Here is a 24,683-nt window from a genome sequence, read left to right as displayed (position 1 = left end):
AAAGTATATTTAAGATTTGATTAAAATATATTTGCTTACAATTTATGCAAATTTAAAACTAAGGATAAATATGGAAAAAAAGAAAATTCCTATGTTGTTGCTATGTCTTTTGATTGTAGCAATTTTTTATTTCACTCCAGCTCCTATGGGTTTAGAGGAAAATTCTTGGCACTTTTTAGGGCTTTTTATTGCTGTAATTATGGCAGTAATTTTACAAGTAATGCCTTTGGGCGCAGTGTGTTTAATCGCCATTGCCATTGTTGCAATTACTGGCATTACCACTCCGCAAAGCTCCATTAGGGAAACGCAGATTAAAACCTTGCAAACTATAGTCATGCAAGATCAGTCAAATTCGCATAAAGCGGCTATGGACAAGGCTATACAGGAAGTAAGTTTGGCGGCTTTAGTGGAGGCAAACACACAAAAAGGTTTAAAAGCAGAAGTTGAGGCCATTACTTCATCATCTTTGCATAAAGATTTACAGATTACGGAGCTTTCTAAACTTTACACCAAAAAAACCTCTGCAACGCAAAATAAGAAACTTCTTGCAGAAAGTAAAATCAAAGCTTTAAATGAGTTGGCGCTTAAAATAATGCCTCAAAAACAAATCGATGAAAAAGTAAATAATGCCATCTCAAAACTCAAGTCAAAAACAGGCATTAAAGATGCGTTAAGCGGTTTTTCAAATTCACTCATTTGGCTCATTGTTGTTTCTATTATCGTTGCGCGTGGTGTGATTAAAACGGGGCTTGGCGAAAGGCTTGCTTATTATTTTATTAGTATTTTTGGTAAGAAAACTTTAGGAATTGCTTATTCTATTGTATTTAGTGAAACAGTTTTAGCCCCAGTCACTCCTTCAAACACTGCAAGAGCTGGAGCTATCATAAATCCTATCGTCCAAGCTATTAGTCGTTCGTTTAAATCCACTCCTGAAGATGGAACTCAAGGTAAAATTGGTACTTATCTTTCTTTGGTGAATTTTCAAGCTAATCCTATCTCTTCTACGATGTTTATCACAGCAACTGCGCCAAATCCTTTAGTCGTTGATTTAGTCGCTCAAGCAACGAATATGGATATACATTTAAGCTGGGCGCAATGGGCTTTAGGTATGTTTTTACCGGGTATTGCTGCTATGCTTGTTATGCCTTTGGTGATTTATTTCCTTGCTCCACCAGAAATCAAATCCACTCCAAATGCTTCTGAATTTGCAAAAGGAAAATTAAAAGAACTTGGCTCAATGAAACGCTCCGAAAAGATAATGCTTGGCGTATTTTTGCTTTTACTTGCTTTATGGGCTGGAGCTTTGGGCTTGTTGTTTGGAATTTCTCTTGATGCCACAACGGTAGCTTTATTTGGGCTTTCTTTAGTGCTTTTAAGTGGGGTTTTAACCTTTGGAGAAGTTTTAGCTGAAAAGGCAGCTTGGAATACTTTAATTTGGTTCTCAGCGCTTGTAATGATGGCAACCATGCTTGGAAAACTCGGCGTAACGCAGTTTTTAGCAGAGCAATTAGGAATTCTAGCGTCCATTATGGGCTTAGGTGAAATTTCTATTATGTTTTTCTTAGCCATTGCCTTTTTGTATGCACATTATTTCTTTGCCTCAACTACAGCGCACATTTCAGCGATGTTTTTTGTGTTTTATAGTGCAGGGCTTGCTTTAGGAGCGCCGCCACTTCTTTATGCTTTTATCATGATTACTGCAGGTAATGTTATGATGGCTTTAACACACTATGCTACAGGAACAGCTCCAGTAATTTTTGGGACAAATTATGTGAGTCTTAAAAAATGGTGGGGCGTTGGTTTTGTCATTTCTGTTGTGGATATGATAGTGATGATAAGTGTTGGACTTCTTTGGTGGAAAGTTTTAGGGTTTTATTAAAATTCTGACAAATTATAAAAATTACATATAAATTCCATCAAAATATATTATGCCATATCAAAATACTTAAAAAAGGATGAGATATGGCAAGTATTTTATTACAACTTAGAGTCGATAGCGAGTTAAAAAAGCAAGCTGATGAGCTTTTTAATGATTTGGGACTTGATATACAACAGTCATTAGAATGTTTTCAAGGCGCATTGATTTAAAGCACTGTTTTGGTTTATTATAGTGATGAGAATTGTATTTATATTGTGGGTTGTAGGACACATTATAAAGACAAATGATTGATATATTCCAAATAAAACCAAATTTAAACAATCACTGACGCACTCTTGCAAAAAAATGTATTTTCTATCATTATGAATAATAATACATCTTCTATTATCCTAAGGAAGCAAATTTATCATCACAAAAGAGTGAGATAACTTCGTCATCTTGATGGAATGAAGCGACTGAAGGATCTCTATAATAAAGAAGTTGTATTTTATTAAAGAGAAAACAAGTGTTTTAATAAAGATTCTTCGCATTCATTCAGAATAATGACGGTTGGGGTGAAATGACTAAAAAATAGAGATGTTTCGCTGGGCTCAACATGACGGAGTAATAGTTTAATATAGTGAAAAAATAATTCAGCATAGCAAAAAGCAAATTGAAGCTTGAGTGATTTGGAGTTTATTTGAACTTTTTTTAAAAATAACTTAGGATTAAAATTAAAACAACTATAACAAATATTGATTTTACAACAAAAGAAGTGATTGTACCTAGCAAAGAGTCTAGTTTGGAAATGTCGCCACTAGATCTATAATGCCTAGAGCTTTGAAAAAAATCACTATCAATTATGGAAGTTAAATCAATCCCATGAACAAAGCTAAGAAAAGAAAATAATAAAATTAATTTTTGCATTTGTTTCCTTGATGAAAAGTTACAAAGCTGAAATAATAGCTGAAATAATGCCAAGAATTATCATAATCCCAAAAAATACTTTAAGAATTTCGCCGACACTATCTCTATGTTCGTAAATTAAACCTATTATACCAAGAGCGACGATAATACCAATAATTACAGCCCAAATTTCCCAAAATTTTACCAGCAAAATGATAAAAACCATAATTAAAATTATGCTAAGTAAGCCGATAATATGCATTTTAACTCTTTATTTAGTGTATGTTTGAAAGAAGATTATTTATAGTGTATAAAAAAAAAGATTAATAACAAGATGAATGCAATAACAAATGATAATGAACGCAGAGTTTCATCTTTGATTTTGGATAATAACTTGTACACTACAAATGCAATCAATGCAGTAAATATAAAACTTGGCATTAAATATACAAGAAGTTCTAAAAATCCCATAAAATTAGCTATGCAAGCTAGAGCAACAAGCAATATAAAACTCAGTATAATTTTTTTCATTGTTTTTCCTTTTTTAATAATTTAAATTTAGTTTAATATCCCATTATTCTTAATTGATTTGCTACATTTTCTAATTCCATACGTAGATTTGTGTAGCATTGTTCCAAATTCTCTTGAGCTCGCATAGCGCGATTATATGTATACTCGTCTTGCTCCCACTCAAATTGTCTTAGTGCCATTTCATATTCACTTTGTTCAAAACTGCAATCTCCATTAAAGCCAAAGCTAAAATTTGTCAAAACTAACAACAATAACAAAGTTTTTTTCATTTTTATTCCTTTCTAAATTCAACTTCACCTTTAAAAACTATCATCAAGTTTTCTTGTGTGTCTCTTGTTAAAAACTCATCTACCTTTTCTTTGTTTGTTAAAGAGCAAGTAAATCTAAAATTATTTTGTTTTCCATCTTTTTCGTTAAACAAAACGACTTTAAGTTTGCCATTACTTTCTGAATATTTTGGTTTATTTGTATTATTAGTATCAAAAATCCTTTTTCTACCATGACCAAAAATCGCATTTCCACAAATGATCTTCTTTATCATAATCTCCCTTTCTAAAAATTTATCCTATAGGATATATTAAAAAAAATTATATCTTTGTAAAGTTTAAATTTAAATTAATCCTATAGGATAAAAAATTGAAAGAGAATTTTAGTAATTCCAGCGAAGAAGAAATTTTAAATTTTCACAAAGATATTTCAAGTAAAATTCGAGAAATCAGAGAGAAAAAAGGTATTTCACAGCTTGATTTGGCTTTAGATATTGGTATAAAATCAGTGGCTTTTTATTCAAACTGCGAAAATAACCGCTACGGAAAGCATTTTAATTTAGAGCATTTATACAAAATTTGCAAAAGCTTAAAAATTCAAGTCAAGGATTTGTTTTGAATTTACTCAGTTTTACCAAGCAAATTCAAGTAAGAAAATTTAATAAAATAAATGCAATTTCAAGTTAAATTTAAATTACAAACTCACTCTATAAAGCCACTTGCTATAACTTTATCATCATCATAAAATACCGCCATTTGCCCGCTAGCAAGTCCATAAACGCTTTCTTTTAAAGTGATTTTCGCGCTTTTATCTTCATTTATTATCACTTTACAAGGTGTGGATTTTGAGCGGTAGCGGATTTTTACTTCACATTCAAGTTCTTTTGCATCAATGAAAAGATTGATATTTTTTAGGTTGAATTCGTTGATTTTCAACTCTTCTTTGGTGCCAACGATGATTTGATTTTGCTCAGGATTGATTTTTAAAACAAAATGTGGCTCATGAGCCCCACGCACTTCAAATCCACGCCTTTTGCCTATGGTATAGTGCATATAGCCCTCGTGTTTTCCTACGACTTTACCACTACTATCTAGCACATCGCCTGGGATTTTTGTGTCCATAAATTGATCTAAAACTTGCACATAAGTATCTTCAACAAAGCAAATTTCAGAACTTTCCTTTTGAGTTGCAAAAGATTTTAAAATTTCTATAGTTGAAGCAAATTTCTTTACCTCTTCTTTTTTCATTTCACCAAGTGGAAAAATAAGATATTTTAAAGCTTCTTTGTCTGCACTAGCTAAAAAATAGCTTTGATCTTTGCTTTCATCTACTGCGGTTTTTATTAGATTATTTTCAAGTCTTGCGTAATGTCCTGTGGCAAGTTTTTCACAGCCTAAATTTTTAGCAAATTCTAAAAGTTTTCCAAGCTTGATAAAGCGATTACACAAAGCACAAGGATTAGGTGTTTTGCCTTCTTTATAAGTATCTACAAAAGGCATATAAACTTTATTTTTAAAATCTTCTTGCAAATCCAAAATATGATAAGGAATTTGCAAAAAATTGGCAACTTTTTCTACTTTTTTGATATTTTCTTCGTGATAATTTGGCTTACCATGAAGTTTCATATAACAACCTATAACTTCATGTCCTGCATTTTTAAGTTTATAAGCGGTGACCGTGCTATCAACCCCACCACTCATAGCGACTAAAATTTTCATTAAAGTTCCTTTAAAGTATTAATTACGAAATTAACATCGTCAGTAATTTTATACTTTAACTCATCCCCTTTAGAAATGACTTCAAGTTCAAGTAAGGAATTTCTGACAAACTCATCAAAGCCTTGCCAAAATTCACTCCCAAACAAGATAATAGGAACATTTTTTTTGAATTCAAGTTGTTTTAGTGTGAGAATTTCACACAATTCATCAAGTGTTCCAAAGCCGCCTGGGAAAACCACAAAAGCTAGACTCTTTTCAATAAGAGCCATTTTGCGTATGGCTAAGCTCTCAAAAGTGATGTTGTATTCTACAAAATCGTTTAATTTTTGCTCATGAGGCAATAAAATATTAAGTCCCACAGAAGCGATAAAATCTGTGTTCTTTTTTTCTACCAAAGCACCTTCATTAGCTGCACGCATAATGCCTCCACCCCCACCACTAATGACGCAAAAATTATTTTGGACGCATAAACTGGCTAAATTTTTGGCTTGTTGATAGTAAAAATTATCCTCTTTTAATCTTGCAGAACCAAAAAATGTAACTGCTTTGTTAAAACTAGGTATTTGACAAAATTGCTCTAAATCTTTGAGTATTTGCGTATTCATTTATCACCTTTGCAAAAATAACTGCGTATTTTAGCTAAAAATTCATAATAAGTTCTTTATTTATCATAAATAAAAATATAAAAATTATTTATTGCTTAAAATTTAAGTTTTTTTCGTGCTTTGAATTTTTAGGCTTTAATGTCTAAACCTTGTTTATTTAACATTTCTAAGATTTCTAAAATATCCATTCCGTTTTCTTATTGGACTTTTAAAAAATTTTCCCAAAAATTTGTTTTTACTTCATCTTTGTAAGTTTTGCTTTTACTTTCTGCTTGTATAGATTTGAAAGTTTTTGTTTCTTGTTCCTTTTGGGTATTGTATTGTTCTTGTACGGTTTGTATTTGCCCGATATCTTTTCTGTTTTGTTCGGCAATTTCACCAAATCTAGCGTCGTGTTTGGCTTGAAGTTCTAGCCATTTTTGTTTAAATTCTTCTATACTCATACTTGTATGATAAATTTTTTACATATTCTTTTTGCAAATCTTCATCTATCCAATGCACCGAAGCTTTATTCTTACTTTTAAAATCTTCAAGCGATTTGAAATCTTCCCCGCTTAACTCACCCTTTAGAATTTGATCTTGTATAGAGCCTTTAGTGATAGGAATTTCTTTTGTAAGTTCATCATAATATTCTTTGTAAGATTTTAGAAGTTCATCTAAATTTGCAACATTTGACTTGCTTTTATCGTTTGGAGTTTGAGCGGTATTTTTATTTATAAATTATTTGTAGTTATACCAAAAATAACTAAGTTCGAGTAAGAATTTCTTATTTGCATTTTCTGCCTTTTTAACTTTTATGCTAAATCGGCAGAAATGATTTTTATCTTAATTGTTCCAATCTTTCTTTTTTGGAGCCAATTTCAGTGATTTGCACTCCAAAATTTCCATCTACAATGACTACTTCTCCATAAGCAATTCTCTTATCTCCGATTAAAATTTCAAGTGGATCATTAGCGAGTTGATTTAACTCCACAACCGAGCCTATATCCATGGTTAAAACATCTTTTAAAAGCATTTTTTTATTGCCTATTCTTACGCGTATAGGAAGTCTTACATCCATGATTAAGTTGATATTTCTTAATTCATCAGCTATATTAACGCTTGAATTTTCTTCATCATGGTGCATTTTGTGTTCAATAAAGTCTTGCTCAAAACTTGCTTTTTTATCAAGCAAGCTATAAATTCTTTTATCTAAAATTAAAGCAAGAGTCTCTTTAAGTTCTCCTATTTCTATATCAAAAAAATAAAGTTTATAAAAAGGTTTTAAATCTAAATTTTCGGATACAAAGTCAAATTTATCAAGTTCAAAATCAAGTTTTGGTATGTCTTTTTGTGCTCCTAAAGTCGTAGAGAAAGCCGAAATGATATTTAAAATCGCCTCTTTAGCAGCATCCATTTCATCGGCATTTAATTGATCGTTTTTAGAGATTTCTTCCTCTCCCATCATCCATTCGCCAATAGCACTCATTAATACCGCACTAGCTAAAATTCCTATCTCTCCACCACTACTTACTTCAAAAGTAGCACGCACTAAAGGGAGTTTTACGGTGTCTTGGTTGGTAACATCGTATTCTTGATATTCGCTAAAATTTGGTTTTTTCCCTGTTAAACCTTCTATGGTGTTGGAGCATTCTGCTGTGAAAATTTTTAAAAATTCATTAATCATCGTTTTCTTCCTCTTCTAAGTCTTCTTTATCATCATAGACGCTAGCTTTTGCTTTTCTTTCTTCTTCGTATTTTTCCAAAATTTCTTTAATCTCATCTTTATCGGTGCGTATGAGTTCTATAATTTTAATGGATTTTCTGAAGCGATGCAAGCCAATTTGTGCTAAAAAGACATCTTTTTTATCAATGCTTACAATAGCCTTATCATCAGCTTCTCGATCAAGACGCAAGATATCACCTTGCTTAAGATCTAAAAATTCACTTACGCTAATGAGGGTTTTTCCTAAAATAGCTTCATATACCACTTCAGCACGACCAATTAGAGTTTTAAGCTCTTTATTACGCGATTTTTTAGCCGAAGTTTCACCCATCATAATATCACGATTTGCCAAGCGACTCAAAATACTTTCTAAATGCACCACAGGATAGCAAATATTGACCATACCGCTTGAATTTCCTATGATAATTTCCATTACCACCATAATAACGATTTCATTTTGTGATACGATTTGAACGACATTTGGACTTGATTCTTTTGCTTCAATGCTTGGATAAATTTCAGTTACCGTTGCCCAACTTTCTTTTAATCTTTGCATTACAATACGCAAAATAGAATCCAAAAGATTGATTTCAATATCCGTAAGTTCCCTTAAAGCCTCATAGCCTTCCCCTTGTCCACCTAAAAGTCTATCTATCATAGGAAAGGCGATGCTTGGATTAATCTCTAAAACACAATTTCCATCTAAGGGTTTGATTGAAAAAACATTAAAGCTCGTTGGACTTGGTAGAGACATTAAAAATTCACCATAAGTCATTTGATCAACGGAGTGAAGTTTGATTTCAACAATACTTCTCATCATAGATGAAATTTGAGATGCCAAATTTCTAGCAAGTTTATCATGAATACCTTTAATGGATCTAAGTTGTTCCTTTGAAACTCTATTAGGGCGTTTGAAGTCATATACAACGATATTGCGTTCGTCTTTCTCTTCTTTTGAGCTTGCACTAATGGTTGAATCTGTGCTATCATCAACCACTTCAAGTAAAGCATCAATTTCTTCTTGAGAGAGTATTTCAGCCATTATACGAGCCTTTCTCTGATTTTTTTCAGTAATTTTTTATGAATTTGTGAAATGCGACTTTCGCTGATATCTAAAATTTCGCTGATTTCTTTTAAATTTAATTCTTCATAATAATAAAGCTGAATGATTAATTGATCGCGTTCTTTGAGATTTTCTAAAACAGCATTGATTTTTTCTATCAACTCCTCTTTTTCGATGCGTTCAATTGTGCGATCTTCATTAAAGCATTCTAGCTGTTCATCTAAGGGCAAAACAAGGCTTATCGCATGTGCGGCTCTTGCCTCTTTGATTTTATCTATTTCAAGGTTAAGTTTTTTAGCCAAATATTCATCATCAGGCTCTTTTTCATGCTCTTGATAATATTCATCAATTAAATTATTGATATCCTTGATGATTTTGCGGTTATTTCTACTCATCACATCAAGACTTCTTAGATAATCAAGCATAGCTCCATTCACGCGTTTTTTTACAAAACCCCAAAAATTGTCATTTTGCTCTTTATCATAGCGACGAGAGAGTTTTATCATCTCTTCTACACCTATGCTAATAAGATCGTTGGTATCTATACTTGAAGGCAAACGCTCTTTAAGTCTATATGCCATAGCACGCAAAGCAGGCATATAGGTTAAAACAAGCTCATCTTGCTCTTTTTTTAAGGCTTGTGCATAAGCTTTAGGCGGCTCTTTTAGCATTTTTGCGTCTTTCTTTTATATCGTTTTTCTTTAGTTCTTCTCGTTCTTCGTTAAGTTTTTCTAAAAGATAGTCCATTTTTTTCTCACGCATGGCAAGATCATTGATGATGGCATCGCTTACTTCTTCGTATTGTAATTTATTAAAGACTTTTCCGCTAATTTTATATACATCAATGAAGTTCATAATGGCAATATGAATAATCACATAAAAAATAAAAGTAATCAAAGCTGTAAATAAAACTATATCAAAAGCACTTTCTATACTTATGATACTAAAAGATAAACCGATAAAAAAACCACAGACTGTAAAAAAAGCTACATAATTTTCTGGTTTCATAACAAATCCTTCAAAGCTATGCTAAAATCTTTCAATAATTCTTTTAAAGAAAGTCGAAAAACTTCTACTTGGTTTATCTTCAAGCACTTTTTGTTCCAACCTGTATAAAAGCTTAGAAGCTATTGATTTTAACTCGTCTGCTGATAGGGTATTTTCGTCGCTAAAAAGTGTTCTTTTTTTAATGCTTAAACTTACATCTTTGCTTGCAGCTAAATATCCTAAAAATTCGAGTTTTAAATCATGTTTAATGTTGATATCTGCTACTTTTTTAATATTTTCAAAAACCTTTAGAGCTTCGTTTTCATTTTTGACAATATTTAACACCATCAATAAATTTGGTTTTGTTTTTGAAGTGGTTTTAATGGTTGCATAAGCATCGGTAATTGCGGCAGGATCGGGCACGGTTACTACAATAACCTCATCAGCCATTTCTAAAAAATTCCCTATATTTCCGCCAATACCCGCACCTGTATCAATGATTAAAAAATCCAAATCATCTAAAATGCTTGCTTGATTTAAAAATCTTTCATAAATATTTTTATCATTGTATTTTAAAATTTCATCTCCACTTTCACCTGGTATGAGCCACAAATTTTGTTTCACCTCTATTAAAATATCCTCTAAAGAGCATTCGCCTCTTAAAACATGCAATAAATTTTTATTGATACGCACATTTAAAATTACATCCAAATTCGCCAAACCAATATCTGCATCAAATAAAGCAACTTTATAGCCATTATTTGCTAATACATTGCCTAAATTGGCACTTAAAGTGCTTTTTCCTACTCCACCTTTACCACTAGTAATAGCAATAAAATGCGTACCTTTAGTGTTTTTATTTTTGTTTTCACTCATTAAATTTTGTAATTTATTGGCTTGATTATTCATCATCTCTTCCTTTTGCAAAACCTTCTAAAACGCAATGCACTAAAAAATCACTGCTTGCAACTTGTATGTCATCAGGCACTTCTTGACCTATAGAGAAAAAACTCATTGGAATATTTGTTTCATAAATGAGTGAAAAAATATTACCAAAAACTTTTGTTTCATCAAATTTTGTGACAATAAGAGTGTCGATATTTAAAAAAGAGAAATTTTTATAAATTTCTAATAAATCTTCATATTTGGTATTAGCCGAAATAACTAAATTTACATCAATTTGCGAGTTAGAATGGGATAAAAATTCTTTGGTTTTTGCAAGTTTTGATTCATCATATTGGGAATTTCCTATGGTATCAACTAAAATAACCTCGCAATTACTTAAGCTTTTAATAGCCTCATCTAAGTCTTTTGGTTCTATGCTATCAATGATTGGTAGTTTCATCATTTTTGCGTATTGAAAAAGTTGTTCTACAGCGCCGATTCTATAAGTATCAAGAGTGATAATTCCTGTTTTGTATCGTTTATTACCATAAGCATAGCGAAAAGCGAGTTTGGCTAGAGTTGTGGTTTTTCCAACTCCTGTTGGACCTACCAACATCATAATTTTTTGTTTTTTAATATCGCTTTCAACGCGACAAGGAAGCATATTGCGTAAAAGAGAATAAAAATACCTTTGCACAGCTTCTTTGTTTGTTTTCATTGTCGCTGGCATATTTTCCACTGTAGCCTTCATAATTGCTTCTAGATGCTCTTCTTGCATATGGCTTTTTTTAGCTTGTTTGTAAATACTTGCAAATTCGGGTGGAATGATGAGATTTTTTCTCATTTCGGCTTTATTGTCCCACATCATATCAACAAGCAAATTCATTTTATCATTAAGTTTGTTAATTTGTTTTTCAAAATTTTCAATTTTTTTATCATATTGTTTTGGACTTTGAATTTGACTCGGATCGATATTGGTTACTTTGCTGATTTCAGAACTTACTTCAGAAAGTCTTTCCTTGAAATCATTTAAACTGTTAAGTTCTTGATCTTGTATTTTTTTTGTTTTAGAACTTATTTTATTTTTGGCATTATTAGAAAAATCAAGTATAACATCTTCATTGGGTTTATCTAGGGATAATTCTTCTTCACTAGGAAAATTTTTGACAGGCTTTTGAGTTTTTTTAGGTAAAGTTTTTCCTAATAGATTTTAAATGCTCTTCGTAATCGGCTTCTTCAATGGCGACCATTACCTCATAAATTCCTTTTTGAGTTAAGGTTTTTGCACGAATTTGTTTATTGGTGATGATTAAGGCCTTATCGCCAAATTCTTGTTTAACTTTGGGAATGATCTCATCAGTGCTTTCAACTGTAAAAGTATGAATAAGTTGTCCCATAAATATCCTTTCTATAATAAGCCCAAAGGTAAAATAACACTAAGCCTATCATTTACTCCAGGGTGTGGCACCTGACAATAAGCATCTTGTTTGACTTTTTGCGAAAAATACAAAAGATCAAGATCAAGAGTTCTTGGAGCATTTTTAAAACTTCTTTTTCTTTTAAATTTTAACTCATAATGCAGTAAAATTTTTAAAAGCATTCTTGCATGTAAATTTGTTTTTATTATCATTACTGCATTGGTAAAGTCTTTTTGTAATTTATAGCCAAAAGCTTCATTGATAAGCAAAGGCGAGGTTGCTAAAATTTTTATTCTTTTATCGTCCATTAAAAGCCTAAAAAAATTTCTAAAACGCTTTTTTTCATCAAAAATATTTGCCCCAAGCCCTATAATAGCATAATATTTTGCTACATATTGAGAACGGGATAAAAAAGGATAAAAGCGTATTTTATGTAAAGCTTTTGCACCTTTGAGTTTTAACATTTAGTTTTGTTATCCTTGTGTAGCAGCTTGCATTTGCTGTTGTTGGGCTAAGGCTGCTGCTTTAAGATTATTAACTTGTTCGCAAACTTGAATCACGCCCATTAAAGCCAAATGATAACCAAAAGGTCCAAAGCCAACTATAGATCCAGCACAAACTGGTGCGATAAGACTTTTTTGTCTGAATTCTTCTCTGCGATAAATATTAGTAATATGTACTTCGATTGTAGGTAAATTAACTGCAGCAATAGCATCACGGATTGCAACTGAAGTATGAGTATAACCACCAGCATTGATGATGATACCATCAACTGTTCCCATACATTCTTGAATTTTATCTATGATTTCACCTTCAAAATTGCTTTGAAAAAATTCAAGTTCTACTTTATTTTGTGAAGCTGCTAATTCCATTTGCTTATGAATATCTTCCATTTTCATAAAACCGTAAAGATTGGTTTCTCTATAACCTAACATATTAAGATTTGGACCTTGGATTACCATAATTTTCATTGTTAAACCTTCATTAATAAAATTTAAGTTTTAATTATAACATCATAAATCTAAATTTTTGCTACAATTTTCATTATTAAATTAAGGGCGATTTGATGTTTATTATTAAGGCAAAACGCATGCTTTTGTGTGATGAAGAATTTGGTATTTTAAAAGATAGGGCTTTTGTTTTTAAAGATGAAATTATAGAATTGGGTGAATTTGAAAATTTAAAACAAAAATATCCTCAAGCAAAATGGATTAAAACTCCTGAAAATTCTTTGATTTTGCCCGCATTTATCAATACCCACACGCATTTAGAATTCAGTGCAAATTCAACCACTTTGCATTTTGGTGAATTTCTTGTGTGGCTTAAAAGTGTGATAAAGTCGCGCAGTGTTTTAAGTGAACAGGCTAAAAACGATCTTATCGATACTGTTTTGAAAAAAATGCAAAAAAGCGGCACGGGTACAATAGGTGAAATTTCAAGCTTTGGAAGTGATTTAAGTGCTTGTATTAAGGCAAGTAAAAATGGTATGAGAGTGGTATTTTTTAATGAAATTTTAGGTACAAATGAAGCACAAATTGAAGAAAAAAAAGTTGAATTTTTAAAGCGTTTTGAAAAAGCTATGCAGGTAAAAAGTGAATTTTTCATCCCTGCAATTTCGGTGCATTCTCCTTATTCTACACATCCTAAACTTGCCAATTTTGCTTTAAATTTAGCCAAAAAAAATGATTTACTTGTAAGCACACATTTTTTAGAAAGTAAGGCTGAAAATGCTTGGCTTAGAAAAGGCATAGGGGGATTTAAAAAATGGCTTGGAAAATTTACACCTAACGCTACTCCTTTGTATAATATAGAAGAATTCATAAATTTATTTAAAGGAGTTCGGACACTTTTTACTCATTGTGTGTATTTAAAAGAATGGCAAAAATTAGATCAAAATTTACACTCCATTACACATTGTGCTTTTTCAAACTATCTTTTGAGTCAAAAAAGTTTAAATATCAAAACCCTTTTAAACAAGCCTATAAATGTCCATTTGGGTACTGATGGTTTAAGTTCTAATATTTCTTTGTCAATGCTGGATGAAATGCGTGCAAATTTACTCATTCATAAAGAAATTCCTGCCTTAAAATTTGCTAAAAAGCTTTTGCAGATGGCAACGCTTTATCCAGCTAAGGCTTTAAATTTAAATACAGGAGAGCTTAAAGTGGGTAAAAGTGCTGATTTTAGCGTGTTTGAACTGGACGAATGTGAAGATTCGCAGTTGGCTTTGCAATTTATTTTGAATGCCAAAGAGCTTAATAAATTATTTATGAAAGGAAAAGAATGCAAATTATAAAATCTTTTTTTGGGGCTATAGGTGCTGGGATAAAATTTATCAACAGCTATTTTAAAACTTTTGTTTTTCTTTTGGTGGTGATTTGGATTTTAATGCCAAGTGGTAATGGAACTTCATCGTATGCGAATTTAGAACGCATAGATTTAAAGGGTGAAATTTTTGATAGCTCTAGTGTACTTGAAAAAATCAATTTGGCAAAAAATAATAAAAATATCAAAGGAGTGCTTTTTGTAATTGATTCTCCTGGTGGGGCTTTTGCACCGAGTATGGAGCTTGCTTTGGCGATTAAGGATTTAAAAGCCAAAAAGCCTGTAATTGCTTATGCAAGTGGAACTATGGCGAGTGGAAGTTATTTAGCTGGTGTGGGTGCAAATAAAATTTTGGCAAATCCTGCAAGCTTTATCGGCTCCATCGGTGTGATTATGCAAGGAGCTGATATTAGCGAATTAACGCAAAAATTAGGCATCAAAGAACAAACTATTAAAGCGGGTACTTACAAACAAGCAGGTACTTTTACAAGAGCTTGGAGTGAACAAGAAAAAGAGTATTTGCAAAATCTCATCAATCAAAGCTATGCGTTGTTTACTAATTTTGTGGCTAAAGAAAGAAATTTAGATATAAATACAAAGGATAAATGGGCAGATGCAAAAGTATTTTTGTCTTTGGAGGCAAAAGGATTAGGACTTATTGATGAACTTAGTAATTACGAAAACGCTAAAAATGAGCTTGAAAAGCTTTCTGGTGTACAAATTCCTATCTGGAAAGAAGAAGATAAAATTGATAAATTTTTAGAAAAGTTAAGTGAACAAAGTGTGAGTTTTTTGAGTGAAGTATTTACCCAGAGTTTAATCCGTTTAAATTCATCAAATTCTTTTAAATGATTAAAGGCACCTTAAAGTGCCTTTATTTTATAGATAGCCTGCAGCTAAAGCTAAGAAATATCCAGCAATACAAGAAGTGATAACACCTATAAGCCCTGGTAAAATGAAACTATGATTGATTACAAATTTACCAATGCGAGTAGTGCCTGAGCGGTCAAATTGAATGGTTGCTAAGTCACTTGGGTAAGTTGGTAAAATATAATAACCATAGCAAGCTGCTGCGAATGCCACTATGATTCCAGGTTCAACGCCAATTCCTAGAGCTAAAGGCACAAAAGCTGCGATAGCTGCTGCTTGAGAATTTACAAATTTTGAAATAAGTAAAAGCATAATTGCATAAGTCCAAGGGTGCTCTTTTACTATATCTCCAAGTGCTGCTTTCATCATAGGAGTATGCACTGCAAACATAGTATCTGCCATCCATGAAATTCCAAATACTGCAACAAGTGCTATCATACCAGATTTAAAAATTTCATTTTTTGCAATTTTACTTGCATCAACTTTCGTGAAGATAATAAGTGCCGCTCCAGCTAAAAGCATAAACATTTGGATGGTTGCTACCATATTCATTGGTTTAGTTACGCCTTTTGAATTAGTAAATTCAGGTCTAAGTTCTGGAAAAGCTCCTAAGATCGCAACAATAGCAATAGCTCCCAAGAAAATCCACATAGCAACCCATTCTATCATAGGTAATTTTGCGCCTAGTAGGGTTTTTGATTCCCCATAAACATAATTTTTAAATTCAGGATTTTTAAGTTTTTCTTGAAATTCTGCATCTTTATCCAAGTCTTTCCCTCTAAACCAAGAAAAAATTCCTATACATAAAACCCCAATTAAAGTAGAAGGTATAGTAATAGCAAGTAAATCCACATAACCATCAAAACCCGCTAAAGGATTTTTGTTAATTTCGGGATTTAACAAAAGTGCAGTTAAAGACACAACTGCCACTGAAACAGGTGAAGCGATAATTCCCATTTGAGATGATATAGAAGATGCAGCCATAGGGCGTTCCGGACGAATTCCATTTTTAATTGCAATATCATAAATAATTGGCATCATAGTATAAACTACATGTCCTGTTCCACAAAGTATAGTTAAAAAGCAAGTTACAAAAGGAGCGAGTATGGTTAAGAATTTAGGATTTTTTCTTAATACTCTTTCTGCAATTTGCAACATTACATCTAAGCCACCACTTGCTTGTAAAGTCGCACTTGCAACAACTACGGCTAAAATGGTAAGCATTACATCAATCGAAGGTTTTCCTGGTTCAACTGAAAAACCAAAACTAAGGACTAAAAGTCCGATTCCGCCTAATAAACCAAGAGCGATTCCGCCTTTTTTTGCACCATAAAAAAGACAAATTAGCACGATAATTAACTGAATGGCAAATTGCGTGCCTTCACTAAGATTTGTTAAAAAATCCATAGTTTTCCTTTCAAAATAAGATTTCTGGTAATTTTATCTAAAAAATTAAGCTTTGTAGAAATAAAAATTAACTTTTTGTAGCAAATTTAAATAAAAATTTAAAATTTATGACATATATTGACTAATTATTAATTTTTTATCGATGAGTTAAAACTATAAATTTTTTAGCTTATTAATCTCATCTCTTAAAGCGGTTGCTTTTTCAAATTCAAGTGCCTTAGCAGCTTCAAGCATTTGTTTGCGAAGTTCTTTTATGATCTTAGCCCTTTCGCTTGCTGGCATTTTTTCTAGCTTTTTACCTTTGCGATAGAATTCTGCTAAATCTTCTTCATTTTTCAAGCTTTCTTCAATATGGCGTTTGACTGAAGTTGGTGTGATATTATACTTTTTATTATAAGCTTCTTGAAGTTTTCGGCGTTCATTTGTGGTATCCATAGCTTCTTGCATGGACTTTGTGATTTTTTTGCAAAAAAGTAAAACCTTACCATTTACATTTCTAGCAGCCCTTCCCATGGTTTGGATTAAACTTGTAGTGCTTCTTAAAAAGCCTTCTTTATCTGCGTCCATTATGGCAATTAACGAAACTTCAGGCAAATCAAGCCCTTCTCTAAGTAAATTTATACCTATTAGCATATCAAAATTGCCACTTCTTAAGCCCCTTATAATCTCATTGCGTTCGATTGCATCAATATCTGAATGCATATATTTTACTTTAATGCCAAGTTCTAAATAATATCTTGTAAGTTCTTCTGCTAATTTTTTAGTCAGCACGGTAACCAAAACGCGTTCGTTTCTTTCTATGACTTTTTTAGCTTCATCAAATAAAATTTCAACTTGATTATCGCTATCTTTAAGTTCTATCAAAGGATCAAGCAAGCCTGTTGGCCGCATAATCTGATGAAACACATTTTCTTTACTAAGTTCAAGTTCTAGCGGGGCAGGGGTGGCTGAAACAAAAAGAAATTGACAATCTTTATGGATAAATTCATCAAACATCAAAGGACGATTATCGAGGGCTGATGGAAGACGAAAACCATAATCAACCAAAGTTTGCTTTCTGCTTCTATCTCCTGCAAACATACCGCGAAATTGTGGCAGGGAAACATGGCTTTCATCAACAATTACAAGAAATTTCCTATCTTTAATTGCAAAATAATCAAAAAGTGTATAAGGCGTATCACCCTCATTTAAACCCGTCAAATGCCTTGCATAATTTTCCACGCCTTTGCACATTCCTGTGCTTGTAAGCATTTCAAGATCAAATTCCACGCGTTGTTTTAGGCGTTGGTATTCTACGAGTTTGTTTTCATACTCAAAATAGGCTAATCTTTCGTTTAATTCTTCTTTTATATCTTTTATGGCTTGTTTTAACCTTGTTTCTCCAACGCTAAATTGGCTTGTAGGATATAAAATAAAGCGTTTTAAATCCTTGCCTTTTTTATTTTCTAAGACATTATAATGATACATGGCATCTAATTCATCGCCAAAAAATTCAAGCCTAACCACTTCATCTTCATAATAAGCAGGATATATATCTATAGTATCGCCCTGTACGCGAAAATCTGCACGATCGAAAAAATTATCATTTCTTTTATAGCCCATATCCACAAGTTTTTTTAAAAGTTCTTTTTGTGAAATTTGCATACCTAATTCAAAAATTAAAACCATTCCTATATATTCATTTGGATTTCCAAGTCCATAATTTGCTGAAACACTAGCGATACAAACTACATCTTCATAGCTTAAAAGCGAAGCGGTTGCACTAAGTCTTAATCTTTCTAAATCTTCATTTGTAGAGCTATCTTTTTCTATAAAAACATCAGTGCGTGGTATATAAGCTTCTGGTTGATAATAATCATAATAAGAAATAAAATATTCCACATGATTTTTAGAAAAAAAACCTTTAAATTCACTATAAAGTTGTGCGCAAAGACTTTTGTTGTGACTCATGATAAGGGTTGGCATATTAAGTTCTTTGATCACATTTGCCATGGTAAAAGTTTTTCCACTTCCTGTAACGCCTAGCAAAGTTTGGTATTTGTTGCCTTTTTTTATACTTTTAACTATGCCTTTGATGGCCTCTTTTTGATCAGGGCTTGGTTTAAATTCACTGGTGAGTTCGAGCATTATTTTAACTTTAATTTTATAATTTTTAAAAAGTATTTATTATACAAAAAATTACTTTGAAAAAAATAATATTAAAATAAAACTTAAAATTAAAGGTTTTTTGCTACAATTATAAAATTGTTTGTATTTATTAAAAATTTTTAAAACAAAGGCTAAATCCAATGTATGATGAAAAAATTATCAACACTATGACAGATAGAGTAAATGAACTTTTAGCAAAGTATAACGAAGTTTGTGAAGCAAATGAAAATTTAAGAAATGAACTTGTTAGTGTTAAAGCACAAAGTGAAGCTAAAAGCAATCAAATCATGCGTTTAGAAGAAGAACTTAAGAATAAAAACATCGAAAGTGAAGATATTGTTAAGAAAATTGAGGCTGTTCTTGGAAAATGAGCGAAAAACAAGTCATTATCAATGTATCCGCTAAAGACTTTATTGTAAAATGCAGTGAAGAATTTGCACATTATTTAGAAAATGACATAGCTTTAATATCAAATGGAACCCAAAGGATGGAGCTAAAAACCCTTGTTGATGCTTTTGTAAAAAAAAGTTATGATAGCTATATTTTAGAAAAAGATCTTAAAAAGCTTATTAAAACCATCAATGAGGAAGTTTCTTTTGATAAGCCGGTTAAATAATGGGCTTTAGAAAAGCTTTTTCTATACTTGAACTGATTTTTGTTATTGCGATTATTGCTATCTTGGTTAGTATCAGTATTCCTTATTTTTCTAATTCCAAACAAGAAGCGAAAATTACAAAATTAAAAGCCGATTTTACCACTTTGCAAAGTGCTTTGGTTTTTTACAAAAACCAGAATTTTTTACGATCAAATTCTCAAAATTTATCCGTTTTAGATGAGGCTAAGATAGGGCTTGAAAAAGAGCCTTTATTTTTTTGCACGCAAAGTCAAATTAGTGTTTGCAATGATGGGGCAAATTGTTGTCAAGGTTCTTTATTGTCTAATGCTATTTATTCCAATAAGCAAGCATGGATGAAAACAGGTTTTAATGCCTATCGTTACTATATTACTCCAAAATTTTTCTTTGATTTTATATATGATTTTGAGTCTGGTGAGTTAAAATGTATAGGACAAAGATGTAAAGAATTATTATGAGGTATTACGAGCTTGCTATTAAAGGATTTTATCTTGATATTTTAACTTATGAAAGTACTGAATTTATCAAGCCTTTAACAGAGGTGATTGTTGATTTAGGAGTAAAAAAAAATCTCAAAGCCATTGTATTAAGAGAGTGTTTAAAGCCTAATTTCAAAACAAAAGAGATTAAGGAAATTACGCCCAATTCTTTAAGTTTGTTTCAAAAAGAATTGGCTGATTTTATTTCTTATTATTATACTTGTAAATTTGCTTTTATCCTTAGCTTTTTTGAAACCTCTAAGCCTTATGAATGTAAAAAAATGACTGATTTGGAGGGTCCAAATTTAAGTTTTAATCAAAATAAAGCGCTTGATTTTGCTAAGGAAAATCTTACTTCTTTACTTTTTGCTGACACGGGCAGTGGAAAAACTGAAATTTATATTTCTTTAATCAAAGAATATTTAGAAAAAGGACAGCAAGTTTTGCTTTTAATGCCCGAAATTTCACTCACTCCACAAATGCAAAAACGCTTGGAAAAGTATTTTAAAGATAAATTTTTTCTTTGGCATTCTAAAATTTCAAAGAAAAAAAAAGAAGAATGCTTAAGGCACTTTTGTGAAGGTGAAATTTTACTAGTAGCTGGTGCTAGGTCAGCGCTTTTTTTACCCTTTAGAAATTTAGGACTTATTGTGGTAGATGAAGAACATGATAATTCCTATAAAGCTTCAAATAAGCCTTATTTTAATGCTAGGGATTTAGCACTTTTTCTAGGACAAAAATTAAATATCAAAGTCGTTTTAGGCTCTGCAACCCCTTCAGTTACGAGTTTTTATAAGCAAAAATATTTCAGACTCAAAGGTACTTTTTTTGAAAGTAAAAAAGAATATATTTTTGATGAGAGCGATGAAATTTTAAGTCAAAAATTACTTTTGGAGCTTAGAACAAGCTTAAGAGAAAAAAAACAAATTATTATTTTCTTGCCAAGTCGTGCAAATTTTCGCCAAATTTTGTGTAAAGATTGTGGTGATGCTATAAAATGCCCTTTTTGTTCCATTGCTTTGAGTATGCATAAAAGCAAAAACATACTTAAATGCCATTATTGTAATTTTATCCAAGAAATACCCTTTTCTTGCCCTAAATGCAAAGGCGAAGTTTTAGAGGCTAGGAAAATGGGCACTGCAGAGCTTAAAGAAAGGCTAGAAGGCATTTTTATAGATGCAAAAATTGCTAAATTTGATAGTGATGAGATTACAAGTGAAAAGAAATTAAATGCCATTTTAAAAGATTTTAACGATGAAAAAATCGATATTTTAGTAGGTACTTCCATGCTTGCAAAAGGACATGATTATCATAGTGTGGATTTAAGTGTGATTTTAGGGCTTGATGAGTACTTGTTTCGCCCAAATTTTAGAGCCAGTGAAGAAACTTTGGCTTTAGCGATGCAAGTAGCAGGTAGGGCAGGGCGAAAAGGCGAAGCAAGAGTGCTTTTGCAAACTAAAAATAAGCCTTTTTTTGAAAAATACATACAAAATTACGATGAATTTTTGAAAGATGAACTTGAAATTCGAAAAAATTTATATCCACCTTTTAAAAGACTTATGCGAATTGTGATTGAAGATAAAGAGCAAAAAACTGCCCTTAAAACTTGTGAAAAATTAGTTTTTGAAATAGGTAAAATTAAGCAAGTTGAATTGATTGGCTATGGGGCTTGTGGTATAGAGATTATTAATAATAAATTTAGATTTTATATACTTTTAAGAAGTAATACTTATACTCATCTTGTTAAAATTGCAAATTATGCTTTGGAATTTAAAAATGTGAGTTGCGATATTGATCCTATTGATTTCTCGTAATCCATGATGAAAATTAAGCAAAAAAGAGTTAAAATCTTTTAAATTTTTAAATAAAGAAGTTTAAAAAATGGAATATAAAAGATTTAAAACAAGACAGATTAAAGTAGGTGATGTTTTAATAGGTGGTGATGCACCTATTTCAGTGCAATCTATGCTTTTTACAAAGACAAGGGATATTGAAGGCTCATTAGAGCAACTTAACCGCCTTTATTTTGCGGGGGCAAATATCGTGCGTTTGGCGTGTCTTGATATGACAGATGCAAGGGCTTTAAGAGAAATTAAAGCAAAAAGCCCTTTGCCTTTGATTGTAGATATACATTTTAATCACAATTTAGCTGTATTTTGTGCCGAATTTATCGATGGAGTGCGTATCAATCCTGGTAATATAGGCTCAAAAGAAAATATTAAAGAAGTCGTAAAAGCGTGTAAAGAGCGAGGTATCCCTATACGCATAGGTGTAAATCATGGTTCCATAGAAAAACAATTTAGTGATAAATTTGGCTATGGTGTTGATGCGATGCTTGAAAGTGCGATGTATAATATCAAGCTTTTGGAGGATTTGGACTTTTTTGATATAAAAATTTCCATGAAAACTTCTGATACGCAAAAAACCATAGAAGCTTATGAAAGACTTAGACCACTTTGTGATTATCCTTTTCATTTAGGAGTTACTGAAGCTGGGACAAAGTTTCATAGCACGATAAAAAGCTCCATTGCTTTAGGAAATTTGCTTCTTAAAGGCATAGGTGATACGATGAGAGTTTCGATGACTGGAGAACTTGAAGAAGAGATTAAAGTCGCAAGGGCGATTTTGCAAGATAGTGGAGTGCAGAAAAGTGGTGTAAATATCATCTCTTGTCCTACTTGTGGAAGAATTCAAAGCGATTTAATCAGTGCTATTAAAATAGTAGAAGAAAAAACTAAACATATAAAAGAACCTTTAAATATCAGCGTTATGGGTTGTGTGGTGAATGCTTTAGGAGAGGCTAAAGGTGCTGATGTGGCTATCGCCTTTGGAAAAAATCAAGGGCTTGTGATAAGGCACGGCGAAGTGGTAGCAAAACTTAAAGAAAACGAACTTGTGGATAGATTTTTAGCTGAAGTTGAAGATGAGGTTAAGAGTAGAACTGAAAAATAAAGTTATGTGGAGAGAAAACTCTCCACACGCAAGATAATCAAACTTTTATGTCTTGCAAAATTTCAAAAAGAAAATCTTTTGCTTTATTGTTTAGTCTTTGATTTTCTTCTGGTGTCATATTTGAAGAAGGAACATTAAAATTATTATTTAATGCGGAAATATCCTTATTGATCTCCACTGCAATTTCATTTGGATTATTTGCTTTAAGTCTTTCTTGCTGAACTCTTTTCATTTTTCCAAAAATATTATCTAAAGAACCGCTTTGCTGATAAGCTTCAACCAATGAAGCGGTGAAAGAAGCACACACTAACCTAAAATGAACATCAGGATCTACTTTCCCATTTGCATAATCTTCCCAAGACTGTTCTTCAATATCTTCATAAGTTAATATTTTATCATCTTCTTTTACATTTTCGGTTTTTTTAACACTTTGATCCGCAGAAAAGTTTTTCTGCGGATAGTAAGCATTATTGTAGTTTGAACTAATTTGCATATTAACTCCTTTTAAACTTTTATGTCTTGCAATAATCCACTTAGATAGTCAATAGCTTGATTTTTCCTAGCTTGAAAATGCGCCTCACTTTCAGCTTGTCCCATATAATATCCTTTTTGGATAGAATTAGATTTTAGAATATCAATCATATCTTTGATACTCTTTTTTTGCTCAATAACGCTAGATTTAGCCAATTTATCATTATAATCTTTAATGCGAACATCTCCATTTTTTCTAAAATTTATAATAGACTGACTTTTCCAAACAAACCCAACTGTATTTAAATATTCTTCTGTGGATAATTCTTTCTCCGCTTTATCTAAAGCATTATCAAGAACACTTTTTGTTTCAGCATTTTTATCCACACGAGAATTATTTTGTGCGTAAAAAGTGCTATAAGAATTACCTATTATTCTCATATTTCTACCTAATCTGAATACTTGTGCTCATTGAATTGCCAGGTGCATTAATAGAACGAGAAGTAAATTCAAAATTTCCACTAGAATTAGCAGGTTTAGAAATATCCCAAATATCATACCAACCATCAATAATGTTATCGCCAGTATAATCCATTCCTTCTGAACTTAATTGCACCGCTTGATTTCCAGCAAATGAAGCCTTATCGTAACTTCCACCGCCATATCCCAATACAAGAGTATGAACCACAAATGGATCACCACCGTGATCATTATTAGTAATTGTTTGTCCCTCTTTTAGCTCTTCTCTTCCACCTTGTTGAGATATTACACCTAAAACTGCAACATAATAAACAGGAGGAGCAGGAGCTCTCATTGCCTTATTGTTTTTATTAGCCTCATAAGCTTTTTTCATTGCTTCCAAAGATTTATCAAATTCCCCACTAAGATATTTTTGTTTATTTGGAGAATTTGGCTCTAAATAAATATTAACACCATTGCGAGTAATTTTTTCTTTCCCCTCTATTGACGCATTATCACTAGCATTAGCAATGCCACAACTTAAAACACTAGCAAGTGCAACACTGATTAAATGTTTAACCATACTTACCCCTTTATAAAAAATTTATTTACACTATGATTATAAGCAATAGTTATTCCGAATTAGAATATTTTAAATAATTGCAAAATAAAATCATAGTTTTGTTAAATAAGAGAAATTTATATAAAAATGCTATTGTTTGGGTGTTTTATCTGCCATTTGGTAAATAAAAGCAAAAATTTCAGCTACGGCTTTGTACATATTTGAAGGTATTTCATCGCCAAGATCAAGTTTGCTAAGTATTTCAACCAAATCCTCATCTTCTTTAATTGGCACTCCGTGCTCTTTGGCTAAAGAGATGATTTTTGCAGCACTTTCACCTTTGCCACTTGCTAAAATTTTTGGAGCATTATTTTGTTTTTGGTTATATCCTAGAGCAACGGCTTTTTTTATTTTATTAAAATTTTTTGCCATT

The 24,683-nt window shown here is 31.7% G+C and carries 31 protein-coding genes and 1 pseudogene; 11 read left to right on the top strand and 21 right to left on the bottom strand.

What is annotated here, in order from left to right; translation table 11 throughout:
* The first annotated feature begins 70 nt into the window (after positions 1–70).
* Positions 71–1,879: a DASS family sodium-coupled anion symporter gene (locus AAH949_RS07675; RefSeq protein WP_348518402.1), complete on the top strand. Its 1,809-nt coding sequence runs from the start codon at positions 71–73 to the stop codon at positions 1,877–1,879.
* A gap of 83 nt (positions 1,880–1,962) precedes the next feature.
* Positions 1,963–2,088: a hypothetical protein gene (locus AAH949_RS07670; protein ID WP_348518401.1), complete on the top strand. Its 126-nt coding sequence runs from the start codon at positions 1,963–1,965 to the stop codon at positions 2,086–2,088.
* Positions 2,089–2,569: 481 nt separating this feature from the next.
* On the opposite strand, the gene AAH949_RS07665 is transcribed toward AAH949_RS07670, so the two are convergent.
* Positions 2,570–2,785: a hypothetical protein gene (locus AAH949_RS07665; RefSeq protein ID WP_348518400.1), complete on the bottom strand. Its 216-nt coding sequence runs from the start codon at positions 2,783–2,785 to the stop codon at positions 2,570–2,572.
* A 19-nt stretch (positions 2,786–2,804) separates the two neighbouring features.
* Positions 2,805–3,026, bottom strand: a complete 222-nt coding sequence (locus tag AAH949_RS07660; protein ID WP_134237911.1) for a hypothetical protein — start codon at positions 3,024–3,026, stop codon at positions 2,805–2,807.
* 72 nt (positions 3,027–3,098) lie between these two features.
* Here AAH949_RS07660 and AAH949_RS07655 point away from each other — a divergent pair, with 72 nt between their 5' ends.
* The gene (locus AAH949_RS07655; protein ID WP_348518399.1) at positions 3,099–3,320 is read left to right on the top strand and encodes a hypothetical protein; all 222 of its coding nucleotides are present in this window, start codon (positions 3,099–3,101) and stop codon (positions 3,318–3,320) included.
* A gap of 7 nt (positions 3,321–3,327) precedes the next feature.
* Here AAH949_RS07655 and AAH949_RS07650 read toward each other — a convergent pair whose 3' ends face one another.
* Both AAH949_RS07650 and AAH949_RS07645 read right to left on the bottom strand, forming a co-directional pair.
* Positions 3,328–3,564: a hypothetical protein gene (locus tag AAH949_RS07650; RefSeq protein ID WP_348518398.1), complete on the bottom strand. Its 237-nt coding sequence runs from the start codon at positions 3,562–3,564 to the stop codon at positions 3,328–3,330.
* Between the two features lie 2 nt (positions 3,565–3,566).
* Positions 3,567–3,836 carry a hypothetical protein gene (locus tag AAH949_RS07645; protein ID WP_348518397.1) on the bottom strand — a complete coding sequence of 90 codons (270 nt, stop codon included), beginning with the start codon at positions 3,834–3,836 and terminating at the stop codon, positions 3,567–3,569.
* A 95-nt stretch (positions 3,837–3,931) separates the two neighbouring features.
* Between AAH949_RS07645 and AAH949_RS07640 the strand changes: the two genes are divergently transcribed.
* Positions 3,932–4,180 carry a helix-turn-helix transcriptional regulator gene (locus tag AAH949_RS07640; protein WP_134237914.1) on the top strand — a complete coding sequence of 83 codons (249 nt, stop codon included), beginning with the start codon at positions 3,932–3,934 and terminating at the stop codon, positions 4,178–4,180.
* Between the two features lie 83 nt (positions 4,181–4,263).
* Here the strand turns inward: AAH949_RS07640 and mnmA are convergent, their stop codons facing one another.
* The 11 genes and pseudogenes from mnmA to aroQ form a co-directional block, all read right to left on the bottom strand.
* Complete coding sequence (gene mnmA / locus AAH949_RS07635; RefSeq protein ID WP_348518396.1) at positions 4,264–5,280, bottom strand: tRNA 2-thiouridine(34) synthase MnmA; 1,017 nt, start codon at positions 5,278–5,280, stop codon at positions 4,264–4,266.
* On the bottom strand, positions 5,280–5,885 hold the full coding sequence (locus AAH949_RS07630) for a TIGR00730 family Rossman fold protein (RefSeq protein WP_348518395.1): 606 nt from the start codon (positions 5,883–5,885) through the stop codon (positions 5,280–5,282). Before AAH949_RS07630 ends, mnmA begins: the two co-directional genes overlap by 1 nt.
* Before the next feature lie 197 nt (positions 5,886–6,082).
* Positions 6,083–6,328 carry a hypothetical protein gene (locus AAH949_RS07625; RefSeq protein WP_348518394.1) on the bottom strand — a complete coding sequence of 82 codons (246 nt, stop codon included), beginning with the start codon at positions 6,326–6,328 and terminating at the stop codon, positions 6,083–6,085.
* Positions 6,329–6,705: 377 nt separating this feature from the next.
* Entirely contained in the window at positions 6,706–7,551 is an 846-nt protein-coding gene (gene fliY / locus AAH949_RS07620; protein ID WP_134237919.1) for a flagellar motor switch protein FliY, read from the bottom strand.
* The gene (gene fliM, locus AAH949_RS07615; RefSeq protein WP_134237920.1) at positions 7,544–8,632 is read right to left on the bottom strand and encodes a flagellar motor switch protein FliM; all 1,089 of its coding nucleotides are present in this window, start codon (positions 8,630–8,632) and stop codon (positions 7,544–7,546) included. Before fliM ends, fliY begins: the two co-directional genes overlap by 8 nt.
* Positions 8,632–9,324: an RNA polymerase sigma factor FliA gene (locus AAH949_RS07610; protein WP_348518393.1), complete on the bottom strand. Its 693-nt coding sequence runs from the start codon at positions 9,322–9,324 to the stop codon at positions 8,632–8,634. Before AAH949_RS07610 ends, fliM begins: the two co-directional genes overlap by 1 nt.
* Positions 9,305–9,661 carry a hypothetical protein gene (locus AAH949_RS07605; protein WP_134237922.1) on the bottom strand — a complete coding sequence of 119 codons (357 nt, stop codon included), beginning with the start codon at positions 9,659–9,661 and terminating at the stop codon, positions 9,305–9,307. The genes AAH949_RS07610 and AAH949_RS07605 overlap by 20 nt, the downstream gene beginning before the upstream one ends.
* Before the next feature lie 21 nt (positions 9,662–9,682).
* Positions 9,683–10,549 carry a flagella biosynthesis ATPase FlhG gene (flhG, locus tag AAH949_RS07600; RefSeq protein WP_134237923.1) on the bottom strand — a complete coding sequence of 289 codons (867 nt, stop codon included), beginning with the start codon at positions 10,547–10,549 and terminating at the stop codon, positions 9,683–9,685.
* A pseudogene (gene flhF, locus AAH949_RS07595) lies at positions 10,542–11,922 on the bottom strand (flagellar biosynthesis protein FlhF). Before flhF ends, flhG begins: the two are co-directional and overlap by 8 nt.
* Positions 11,923–11,933: 11 nt before the next feature.
* Positions 11,934–12,407 (bottom strand): 2-amino-4-hydroxy-6-hydroxymethyldihydropteridine diphosphokinase, encoded by a 474-nt coding sequence (gene folK, locus AAH949_RS07590; protein WP_134237925.1) that lies wholly within the window; start codon positions 12,405–12,407, stop codon positions 11,934–11,936.
* 9 nt (positions 12,408–12,416) lie between these two features.
* Positions 12,417–12,914: a type II 3-dehydroquinate dehydratase gene (gene aroQ / locus AAH949_RS07585; RefSeq protein ID WP_134237926.1), complete on the bottom strand. Its 498-nt coding sequence runs from the start codon at positions 12,912–12,914 to the stop codon at positions 12,417–12,419.
* 95 nt (positions 12,915–13,009) lie between these two features.
* Here aroQ and AAH949_RS07580 point away from each other — a divergent pair, with 95 nt between their 5' ends.
* Complete coding sequence (locus tag AAH949_RS07580) at positions 13,010–14,239, top strand: metal-dependent hydrolase (RefSeq protein WP_134237927.1); 1,230 nt, start codon at positions 13,010–13,012, stop codon at positions 14,237–14,239.
* Entirely contained in the window at positions 14,227–15,120 is an 894-nt protein-coding gene (gene sppA / locus AAH949_RS07575; RefSeq protein WP_134237928.1) for a signal peptide peptidase SppA, read from the top strand. Before AAH949_RS07580 ends, sppA begins: the two co-directional genes overlap by 13 nt.
* A gap of 27 nt (positions 15,121–15,147) precedes the next feature.
* On the opposite strand, the gene AAH949_RS07570 is transcribed toward sppA, so the two are convergent.
* Positions 15,148–16,545, bottom strand: a complete 1,398-nt coding sequence (locus AAH949_RS07570; RefSeq protein ID WP_134237929.1) for an anaerobic C4-dicarboxylate transporter — start codon at positions 16,543–16,545, stop codon at positions 15,148–15,150.
* Between the two features lie 153 nt (positions 16,546–16,698).
* Positions 16,699–18,672: an excinuclease ABC subunit UvrB gene (gene uvrB, locus AAH949_RS07565; RefSeq protein ID WP_348518392.1), complete on the bottom strand. Its 1,974-nt coding sequence runs from the start codon at positions 18,670–18,672 to the stop codon at positions 16,699–16,701.
* 161 nt (positions 18,673–18,833) lie between these two features.
* Here uvrB and AAH949_RS07560 point away from each other — a divergent pair, with 161 nt between their 5' ends.
* The 5 genes from AAH949_RS07560 (at position 18,834) to ispG (ending at position 22,758) form a co-directional block, all read left to right on the top strand.
* The gene (locus AAH949_RS07560; protein WP_134237931.1) at positions 18,834–19,064 is read left to right on the top strand and encodes a hypothetical protein; all 231 of its coding nucleotides are present in this window, start codon (positions 18,834–18,836) and stop codon (positions 19,062–19,064) included.
* Positions 19,061–19,309 carry a hypothetical protein gene (locus tag AAH949_RS07555; protein ID WP_134237932.1) on the top strand — a complete coding sequence of 83 codons (249 nt, stop codon included), beginning with the start codon at positions 19,061–19,063 and terminating at the stop codon, positions 19,307–19,309. The genes AAH949_RS07560 and AAH949_RS07555 overlap by 4 nt, the downstream gene beginning before the upstream one ends.
* On the top strand, positions 19,309–19,785 hold the full coding sequence (locus AAH949_RS07550) for a type II secretion system protein (protein ID WP_134237933.1): 477 nt from the start codon (positions 19,309–19,311) through the stop codon (positions 19,783–19,785). Before AAH949_RS07555 ends, AAH949_RS07550 begins: the two co-directional genes overlap by 1 nt.
* Positions 19,782–21,620 (top strand): primosomal protein N', encoded by a 1,839-nt coding sequence (locus AAH949_RS07545; protein ID WP_348518391.1) that lies wholly within the window; start codon positions 19,782–19,784, stop codon positions 21,618–21,620. The genes AAH949_RS07550 and AAH949_RS07545 overlap by 4 nt, the downstream gene beginning before the upstream one ends.
* 67 nt (positions 21,621–21,687) lie before the next feature.
* Complete coding sequence (gene ispG, locus AAH949_RS07540; protein WP_348518390.1) at positions 21,688–22,758, top strand: flavodoxin-dependent (E)-4-hydroxy-3-methylbut-2-enyl-diphosphate synthase; 1,071 nt, start codon at positions 21,688–21,690, stop codon at positions 22,756–22,758.
* Between the two features lie 37 nt (positions 22,759–22,795).
* On the opposite strand, the gene AAH949_RS07535 is transcribed toward ispG, so the two are convergent.
* The 4 genes from AAH949_RS07535 to AAH949_RS07520 form a co-directional block, all read right to left on the bottom strand.
* Entirely contained in the window at positions 22,796–23,251 is a 456-nt protein-coding gene (locus AAH949_RS07535) for a hypothetical protein (RefSeq protein WP_348518389.1), read from the bottom strand.
* A gap of 11 nt (positions 23,252–23,262) precedes the next feature.
* Positions 23,263–23,670, bottom strand: coding sequence for a hypothetical protein (locus tag AAH949_RS07530; RefSeq protein WP_348518388.1), 408 nt, complete (start codon positions 23,668–23,670; stop codon positions 23,263–23,265).
* A gap of 4 nt (positions 23,671–23,674) precedes the next feature.
* Positions 23,675–24,271: a DUF4879 domain-containing protein gene (locus AAH949_RS07525; protein WP_134237939.1), complete on the bottom strand. Its 597-nt coding sequence runs from the start codon at positions 24,269–24,271 to the stop codon at positions 23,675–23,677.
* A gap of 129 nt (positions 24,272–24,400) precedes the next feature.
* Complete coding sequence (locus AAH949_RS07520) at positions 24,401–24,682, bottom strand: FlhB-like flagellar biosynthesis protein (protein ID WP_348518387.1); 282 nt, start codon at positions 24,680–24,682, stop codon at positions 24,401–24,403.
* Between the last annotated feature and the right edge of the window lies 1 nt (position 24,683).

This window comes from Campylobacter sp. CCS1377, from assembly GCF_040008265.1.
Classification (GTDB): Bacteria; Campylobacterota; Campylobacteria; order Campylobacterales; family Campylobacteraceae; genus Campylobacter_D.
This window is presented reverse-complemented; position numbering and strand designations above follow the sequence as displayed.